Annotated in this window: 7 protein-coding genes, 1 tRNA gene and 2 rRNA genes; 5 read left to right on the top strand and 5 right to left on the bottom strand. The window is 43.1% G+C overall.

Going from position 1 to position 8,413, the window contains the following annotated elements; translation table 11 throughout:
- Positions 1-159: 159 nt before the first annotated feature.
- Both AACQ17_RS02980 and AACQ17_RS02975 read right to left on the bottom strand, forming a co-directional pair.
- Complete coding sequence (locus AACQ17_RS02980; protein WP_170935191.1) at positions 160-1,206, bottom strand: MJ1255/VC2487 family glycosyltransferase; 1,047 nt, start codon at positions 1,204-1,206, stop codon at positions 160-162.
- A complete protein-coding gene (locus AACQ17_RS02975) occupies positions 1,203-1,736 on the bottom strand; it encodes a phosphatase PAP2 family protein (protein WP_094147263.1) in 534 nt (177 codons plus the stop codon). Before AACQ17_RS02975 ends, AACQ17_RS02980 begins: the two co-directional genes overlap by 4 nt.
- A 459-nt stretch (positions 1,737-2,195) precedes the next feature.
- Here AACQ17_RS02975 and leuA point away from each other — a divergent pair, with 459 nt between their 5' ends.
- From leuA to AACQ17_RS02950, 5 genes are all read left to right on the top strand, one after another.
- A complete protein-coding gene (gene leuA, locus AACQ17_RS02970) occupies positions 2,196-3,743 on the top strand; it encodes a 2-isopropylmalate synthase (RefSeq protein ID WP_013856011.1) in 1,548 nt (515 codons plus the stop codon).
- Positions 3,744-3,816: 73 nt separating this feature from the next.
- Complete coding sequence (gene leuB / locus AACQ17_RS02965; RefSeq protein ID WP_081245355.1) at positions 3,817-4,908, top strand: 3-isopropylmalate dehydrogenase; 1,092 nt, start codon at positions 3,817-3,819, stop codon at positions 4,906-4,908.
- Between the two features lie 59 nt (positions 4,909-4,967).
- Positions 4,968-6,389, top strand: coding sequence for a 3-isopropylmalate dehydratase large subunit (leuC, locus tag AACQ17_RS02960; RefSeq protein ID WP_094147264.1), 1,422 nt, complete (start codon positions 4,968-4,970; stop codon positions 6,387-6,389).
- 14 nt (positions 6,390-6,403) lie between these two features.
- Positions 6,404-7,006, top strand: coding sequence for a 3-isopropylmalate dehydratase small subunit (gene leuD / locus AACQ17_RS02955; RefSeq protein ID WP_017042706.1), 603 nt, complete (start codon positions 6,404-6,406; stop codon positions 7,004-7,006).
- A gap of 112 nt (positions 7,007-7,118) precedes the next feature.
- Complete coding sequence (locus AACQ17_RS02950) at positions 7,119-7,904, top strand: DUF547 domain-containing protein (RefSeq protein ID WP_013856007.1); 786 nt, start codon at positions 7,119-7,121, stop codon at positions 7,902-7,904.
- Between the two features lie 40 nt (positions 7,905-7,944).
- Here the strand turns inward: AACQ17_RS02950 and rrf (AACQ17_RS02945) are convergent.
- The 3 genes from rrf (AACQ17_RS02945) to rrf (AACQ17_RS02935) form a co-directional block, all read right to left on the bottom strand.
- Positions 7,945-8,060, bottom strand: a 5S ribosomal RNA gene (gene rrf, locus AACQ17_RS02945).
- Between the two features lie 31 nt (positions 8,061-8,091).
- A tRNA-Thr gene (locus AACQ17_RS02940) sits at positions 8,092-8,167 on the bottom strand.
- A gap of 67 nt (positions 8,168-8,234) precedes the next feature.
- Positions 8,235-8,350: ribosomal RNA gene (gene rrf / locus AACQ17_RS02935) — 5S ribosomal RNA — on the bottom strand.
- Positions 8,351-8,413 lie beyond the last annotated feature (63 nt).

The raw sequence follows: 8,413 nt of genomic DNA, 5'->3' as shown, positions 1-8,413 counted from the left end.
TTATTTATCAGTACGATGTATTTTTATAAAAAACCATAAAACAGAAAAATTTATGCATTTTATTCAAAACATTGAATCAAGTGATGAATAACAAGCCTTCACCTTGATATATTCACCAAATAAATTAATTACGTCAAAATTCAAAGCATTTCGTCAATATTAGCTAAATGACACATAACTAGGGAAATCAACCTGTCGCCATAAAGACTGGCTCAGCTCTTTATGATTATCCCATTTGCCATTTTGTACCCATTCAACCAAGGCTTTCGCTACATTAGGATAGACAACGCGCTCGACCTGTTTTTCATCCAACCAACGGCGTAACTCCGACGGGTCCAAAAACTCCATAGATGCAGCAAGCCCGAGATTCTCAAGAGTGGCAACGTTACTTTGCTGCTCAAATTGACCTGATAGTGGCTTAAGTAGCAGCTTTTTACCCAATGAAAGTGCTTCTGATGGTAATTCAAAGCCACCATTAGCAATCACGCCATCGCAGCGATGTAAGTGATATTGAAAATAGGTATGACATAAGGGACGCAACTCAACATTTTCAACGAATTTCGCTTCCATTAAGGAAGGGTGATAACAAATAAATGCTTGATTTGAAAAACGAAAAAGCAACTCAAGAATATCATCAACATGCTCAAATGGAAGATAGACCAAAATGAAATGCTCGCTAGACGTATGCTGCTCTGAACGATAGATAATCGGAGGAAGGATCGGTTGATCAAAATGATACCAATGTAAACCGACGTGGTAATTGGCAGGTGCAAACTGTTGAATAATCTGTTTATCCAGCCAACTTGCCCCTTTCAAAGGCACATTATAACGAAATGCATTTTGATGACTTATCCCAATACACGGAATACCTTGCTGTTTAGCCGCCCATGCCGATACTGGTTCAAAGTCATTAATGACCAGATCATACGGAGACAAATCGAGGTCTTTTGTCTCACTCACGAAAGTCAGCAAATTATTATTCAGCGCCGTTTTAACGTAATTTACGTGTCCCTGTTCAGTTTCAAAAGTAAAACCGCGCCGAGTTTGGTAATCACCGAAACTTTCCATCGAAAAGTATTTCTCTTTTTCACGTCCAGAAAAGAGAAATTGCACATCAATTTTGGCCTCTTTCAACGCTTCACTCATCACTCGTGAACGAGCAATATGGCCATTTCCGGTGCCTTGGACACCATACAGAATTTTCAAAAGCCTCTCTCCACCAACCACAATGCAAATCTTGCGCTGCTTACACCAAGCAGCGCGCCAATCACGATATCCGTCAAGAAGTGAACCCCAAGTAGGATGCGAGATACGCCAATTAAGCCAGCCCAAACCAAGACAAAAGCATCGCTATGAGGATAGAAGTGGCCAATTAATGTCGCCATAACAAACCCTGCAGCCGTATGACCAGAGGGCAAACTGTAGCGATCCGAAGGGGTAATAAAGGCAATCAATGAAGGAGAAAACTCTTCAGGGCGACGACGCTGAAAGCTATTTTTCAATCCCCAATAAATAGGGAGTTCAATCGCGAAAGCGGCCAGTCCAGCCATTAAGAATAGGTGGCCATTAAGCGGGTCTAAATACCAAGCTAAAGCACCAATCAACGCATACAAATGCCCATCCCCAGTATGGGAAATAGCTTTGCTGATCTGCGCTACAGGCTGATTAAAACGATGCTGTAAACAAAATAGCGAAAACGCTACGTCAAACTTAACAATTTGTCCGATGGCACGCATGAGCGACTCCTGTCATTCCATAAACCTCTTACGCTCTAAACGTAGAAGTTTAAAATGACAAATACGTGACTGTTTGTTGGAGAATGAATGAATTTAACCGATGACAAACGTTCTTGCGTGAAAACATTCCGTGCTACAAAAAGTGATCCTCTCTACCAATTCTGCTCATTTTTACCGCTTTTGACTAAAACTGATCCGATATGAATAAAAAAACAACTTAATGGTTGACGAGTTAAGTCGAGTACGGTACTAATTTGTTAACTTAATCTTGTGGAATGTTACGAATGACTATCCGTTTTTCTATCCTGCTGGGCCTGCTCCTTATCGTGAACCATTCGCGCGGGTAGGTTGTGGAAGAAAAACACCACACAAGATGACAAGAGCCCGCACTGAGATGCGGGTTTTTTTATAACTATATTTAGGAAGTAAACGATTAACCATCGGTGCAAGGGAGCAAACATGAATAATCAAGTCATTATATTCGACACCACATTACGTGATGGCGAACAAGCTTTGTCAGCAAGCTTAACCGTTAAAGAAAAACTGCAGATTGCTTACGCATTAGAGCGCCTTGGTGTTGATGTTATTGAAGCAGGTTTTCCAGTTTCCTCCCCAGGTGATTTTGAATCGGTCAAAACAATTGCCAAACACATTAAAAACAGCCGCGTCTGCGCGCTTTCTCGCGCGGTAGCAAAAGATATTGATGCAGCAGCCGAAGCTCTGAAAGTCGCCGATGCTTTTCGTATCCATACGTTTATTTCAACCTCAACCATTCATGTGCAAGATAAATTGCGCCGCAGTTATGATGATGTGCTCGAGATGGCAGTCAGTGCGGTGAAACACGCCCGTAACTACACTGATGACGTCGAATTTTCCTGTGAAGATGCGGGCCGAACGCCCATTGATAATCTCTGTAGAATGGTCGAAGCCGCAATTAATGCCGGAGCTAAGACCATCAATATTCCGGACACGGTCGGTTATACTGTTCCTAGCGAATTTGGTGGCATTATTCAGATGCTGTTTGAGCGAGTCCCTAACATAGATAAAGCCATTATTTCCGTTCATTGCCACGATGACTTGGGAATGTCAGTCGCAAACTCGATTGCCGCTGTACAGGCTGGCGCAAGGCAAATAGAAGGCACCATCAACGGTATTGGTGAACGCGCTGGTAACTGTTCACTGGAAGAGATCGCGATGATCATCAAAACTCGTCAAGAATTCCTCGGCGTACATACTGGTTTAAAGCATGATGAGATCCACCGCACCAGTAAGTTGGTTAGCCAACTGTGCAATATGCCGATTCAAAGTAACAAAGCGATTGTCGGTGCCAACGCATTTAGCCACTCGTCAGGCATTCATCAAGATGGCATGTTGAAAAACAAAAACACTTACGAAATCATGACTCCAGAGTCAATTGGCCTAAAAAACCAAGCGCTGAACTTAACGAGCCGCAGTGGCCGCGCCGCAGTAAAAAGCCATATGGATAGCATGGGTTACAATGAAAACGAATACAACCTCAATGCCTTGTATGAAGATTTCTTAAAATTGGCAGATCGTAAAGGCCAAGTGTTTGACTATGACTTAGAAGCGTTGATGCACTTTTCAAATCTGCGTGATGAAGACGATTTCTACAAATTGAACTATTTGAGTGTTCAATCAGGCAGTGTTATGGCGACCACCAGTATTAAATTGCTTTGTGGTGATGAAGAAAAATGTGAAGCTGCCGTTGGTAATGGCCCTGTCGATGCGCTTTACCAATGTATTTACCGTCTAACTGGCTATGAGATCGTATTGGATAAATTTGACCTTACCGCCAAGGGCGAAGGTGAAGATGGACTCGGGCAAGCCGATATTATTGCCAACTACAAAGGGCGAAAATATCACGGTACAGGCGTCTCTACGGATATTGTCGAAGCATCAGGACAAGCCTTATTGCACGTGATCAATAGCATTCATCGTGCCGATCAAATTGCAGAAATTAAACAAAAGAAAGTGGCAACCGTTTAACGTACCTAGATTAGAGCTTTCAGTCTTTAGAGCTCACTGGGGCAAGCAAATATAAAAATAGTAAAGGACTAACATGACAGACAAAACATACAAAATTGCCGTTCTTGCAGGTGATGGTATCGGCCCAGAAGTAATGCAACAAGCACACAAGGTATTGGATGCGATTGAAAAAAAACATGCTATCCGGTTTGCCAGAGAAGAACATGATGTCGGCGGGATTGCGATTGATAACCACGGTTGCCCGCTACCTGAAAGCACAATTAAAGGATGTGAAGAGGCAGACGCCGTATTGTTTGGTTCCGTAGGCGGTCCTAAATGGGAGCATTTACCACCCAACGACCAACCAGAACGCGGCGCTCTCCTACCGCTTCGCAAACATTTTCAACTGTTTTGTAACTTGCGTCCTGCTCAAATTCACTCAGGCTTAGAAAGCTTTTCTCCTTTACGATCCGATATCTCCGATCGTGGCTTCGATATTGTGGTTGTTCGGGAATTGACTGGTGGTATTTATTTTGGCCAACCCAAAGGACGAGAAGGCGAAGGGGCAAATGAAAAAGCATTTGATACCGAAGTTTACCACCGCTACGAAATCGAACGCATTGCAAAAATAGCGTTTGAGTCCGCACAATTACGTCGTAAAAAAGTATGCTCCGTCGATAAAGCGAACGTATTACAAAGCTCTATCTTATGGCGTGAGGTCGTGGAAGAGATCGCAAAAGATTATCCGGACGTCGAGCTTTCACACATTTATATCGATAATGCCACTATGCAGCTCATTAAAGATCCCTCTCAATTTGATGTCATGCTGTGCTCTAATATTTTTGGTGACATCATTTCCGATGAATGCGCCATGATCACAGGCTCAATGGGCATGCTACCTTCCGCTAGCCTTAATGAAAGCAATTTCGGTCTCTATGAGCCAGCAGGTGGCTCTGCACCTGATATCGCAGGAAAGAACATTGCTAACCCAGTTGCACAAATTCTTTCCGCCGCTTTAATGCTACGTTATAGCTTGGGCGAAGAAAGTGCCGCTCAAGCTATCGAAAATGCCGTATCAAAGGCGCTTACCGCAGGCGAACTCACCGCAGATCTTGCCAGTGGTAAATCGGCACTTTCAACCTCTGAAATGGGCGATAAAATTGCCAGCTATATTTTAAACTCATAATTAGTAGGACTAGGCTCGCCTAGTCCTTTATAAAGCTCAAAGAGCTCAAGGAAGAAGCAATGTCGCAAGCAAAAACCTTATACGAAAAAATTTATGATGCCCACATTGCGGTATCAGCTGAAGGGGAAACCCCCATCCTTTATATCGATCGTCATCTCGTTCATGAAGTGACATCACCGCAAGCATTTGATGGTTTACGCGAAAAGGGACGTAAAGTTCGTCAGACGAGTAAAACATTCGCTACCATGGACCATAACGTTTCAACCACCACAAAAGACATTAATGCCTCGGGTGAGATGGCTCGAATCCAAATGGAAACATTGTCCAAGAACTGTGCTGAGTTTGGCGTAACACTCTACGACTTAAATCATAAATACCAAGGCATCGTTCATGTCATGGGGCCAGAATTAGGTATTACTCTTCCCGGTATGACCATTGTCTGCGGTGACTCACACACAGCAACACATGGCGCATTTGGCTCGTTAGCGTTTGGCATCGGTACATCAGAAGTTGAGCACGTACTTGCAACCCAAACATTGAAACAAGCTCGCGCGAAAACGATGAAAATTGAGGTGACAGGCAAAGTCGCTCCAGGCATCACCGCTAAAGATATCGTGCTAGCCATTATAGGTAAAACAACGGCGGCCGGTGGTACAGGCTATGTCGTTGAATTTTGTGGTGAAGCGATTACCGATCTTTCAATGGAAGGTCGTATGACGGTGTGCAATATGGCGATTGAGCTTGGGGCAAAAGCCGGTCTTATCGCCCCTGATCAGACTACTTTCGACTACATTAAAGGTCGCGAGTTTTCTCCTCAAGGAAACGATTTAGAAGCTGCCATTGAGTACTGGGCAACGCTAAAAACCGATGATAATGCCAAATTCGATGCAGTCGTTACCCTAAATGCCGCGGACATCAAACCACAAGTAACGTGGGGCACAAACCCAGGCCAAGTAATTGCTGTCGACGAAACCATTCCATCTCCCGATAGCTTTAGTGATCCTGTCGAAAAAGCATCAGCAGAAAAAGCATTAGCGTATATGGGACTGGAAGCGGGTAAATCCTTATCAGACTACAAAGTGGATAAAGTTTTTGTCGGTTCTTGCACAAACTCTCGCATTGAAGATATGCGAGCAGCAGCTCAAGTCGCGAAAGGTAAAAAAGTCGCACCACACGTTCAAGCATTGATTGTTCCAGGTTCAGAGCAAGTTAAAGCGCAAGCGGAAGCGGAAGGCTTGGATAAAATATTTATTGAAGCGGGTTTTGAATGGCGCTTGCCGGGCTGTTCAATGTGCTTGGCTATGAACAATGACAGGCTCGGTGCAGGTGAGCGTTGTGCATCAACATCCAACCGCAATTTTGAAGGCCGCCAAGGTCGAGATGGACGTACACATTTAGTCAGTCCTGCAATGGCCGCCGCCGCCGCCATCGCTGGACACTTTGTCGATATCCGTAATATTCATTCTTCAACACTCAACTAAACAGGGGATCACCAATGTCAGGTTTTAAACAGCACACAGGTTTGGTCGTTCCTCTTGATGCAGCGAACGTCGATACAGATGCCATTATCCCTAAGCAATTTTTACAGAAAGTAAATCGCACTGGTTTTGGCAAACACCTTTTTCATGATTGGCGTTTTCTAGATGATGCAGGTCAACAACCTAATCCAAATTTTGTCATGAATAAACCTCGCTATGAAGGAGCGAGCATTCTACTTGCTCGTGAAAACTTTGGGTGTGGTTCTTCACGAGAACATGCCCCTTGGGCTTTAGCGGATTACGGCATCAAAGCCATGATTGCACCCAGTTTTGCGGATATTTTTTATGGTAACTCAATCAATAACCAAATGGTTCCAGTCCGTCTTACAGAGCAAGAAGTTGATGAAATATTCCAATTTGTTGAAGGAAATGAAGGGGCCCAACTAACTGTAGATCTTGAACGAATGGAAGTTAAAGCCAATGGAAAAACATACTCATTTGAAATTGATGAATTTCGTCGCCATTGCTTACTTAATGGATTAGACAATATCGGTTTGACGCTACAGCACGAAGATAAAATCGCTGATTATGAAACAAAAATTCCTAGCTTTTTGAAATAGCGAGTATCGATTTAATTTCCAGAGGTTGGTGTAGATGCATCAACCTTTTCTTTTATCTGAAATTTATCAATCCCTACCTAGGTCATATAACCTATGAGATGAGAGGTAAACGATGAAATATCTATTAACGCTATGTTTGACACTCGGGTCAACGAATGTATTTTCTGCTCCTAAATCACAACTATGGGATTATTGGAACTCTAGCAATGAAGAAAATACACAAGCCATTTCACATCAAATTTGGCAGACAACACTTGATACTTATCTAATCCAAGAAAATCACAACAACCTCTTCGATTATCAAAGGGTCAACTCAAAAGATAAAGAGCAATTAGAGCTCTATATTTCACAATTATCAGCCCTTGATCCAAGAGAGTATGCAAAGCTGGAACAATATGCTTACTGGGTCAACTTATATAATGCCTTAACAGTTAACTTAATCGTCGATCATTATCCAATACCATCCATCACTAAACTGGGAGGATTTTTCTCATTTGGCCCTTGGGAACAAAAGATCATTACCATCAATCAAAAAGAGCTGACTCTCAATGATATTGAACATCGAATTTTAAGACCCATTTGGAAAGATCCTCGAACCCATTATGCGGTCAACTGCGCAAGTCTTGGCTGCCCAAACTTACAAAAGCAGGCTTTCACAGCAGAAAATACTGAATTATTACTGGAGAAATCAGCCACTGAGTTTATCAATAGTGAAAAAGGAGTAAAGGTCACCAATGATAAATGGGTTCTGTCTTCTATTTATGACTGGTTTGCTGAAGATTTTGGAACGAAACAGCAATTATTTGAGCACTTAGTGCAGTACAACAAGGCACTAAAAAGCGAGAAAAAGAGTATCAGCTATCACTATGATTGGACATTGAATGATACGAATAGATAGAAAAAAACCTCAGCATTTCTGCTGAGGTTTCGTAATTCAAACCTGGCGATGTCCTACTCTCACATGGGGAGACCCCACACTACCATCGGCGCTGTTGTGTTTCACTTCTGAGTTCGGCATGGGTTCAGGTGGGTCCACAACGCTATGGTCGCCAAGCAAATTCTTTTAGCTTACAGAGCTATAAAACTGGTGCTGATACCCAGAATCGAACTGGGGACCTCATCCTTACCAAGGATGCGCTCTACCGACTGAGCCATATCAGCACACTGTATCTTGTGTCACAAGTGACTAAAAAGCCCGCTCTTACAAACGGGCTCTTATAAATTCAAAGCCTGGCGATGTCCTACTCTCACATGGGGAGACCCCACACTACCATCGGCGCTGTTGTGTTTCACTTCTGAGTTCGGCATGGAATCAGGTGGGTCCACAACGCTATGGTCGCCAAGCAAATTTCTTAATTCGGAAAGCTGTTTCGTTCTCATTCACACATTCAATGTTCTTCCATTGAG

Origin of the sequence: Vibrio sp. V10_P2A27P122 (assembly GCF_963874335.1) — a bacterium.
Lineage (GTDB): Bacteria > Pseudomonadota > Gammaproteobacteria > Enterobacterales > Vibrionaceae > Vibrio > Vibrio anguillarum.
The sequence above is the reverse complement of the archived record's forward strand: the minus strand, read 5'-3'. Positions and strand labels throughout refer to the sequence as shown.

Excerpts from the sequence above, each read along its gene's own strand:
- AACQ17_RS02975 (WP_094147263.1), bottom strand. The coding sequence starts at position 1,736 with ATGCGTGCCATCGGACAAATTGTTAAGTTTGACGTAGCGTTTTCGCTA.
- leuC (WP_094147264.1), top strand. The coding sequence starts at position 4,968 with ATGTCGCAAGCAAAAACCTTATACGAAAAAATTTATGATGCCCACATT.
- leuB (WP_081245355.1), top strand. The coding sequence starts at position 3,817 with ATGACAGACAAAACATACAAAATTGCCGTTCTTGCAGGTGATGGTATC.
- AACQ17_RS02950 (WP_013856007.1), top strand. The coding sequence starts at position 7,119 with ATGAAATATCTATTAACGCTATGTTTGACACTCGGGTCAACGAATGTA.
- leuD (WP_017042706.1), top strand. The coding sequence starts at position 6,404 with ATGTCAGGTTTTAAACAGCACACAGGTTTGGTCGTTCCTCTTGATGCA.
- leuA (WP_013856011.1), top strand. The coding sequence starts at position 2,196 with ATGAATAATCAAGTCATTATATTCGACACCACATTACGTGATGGCGAA.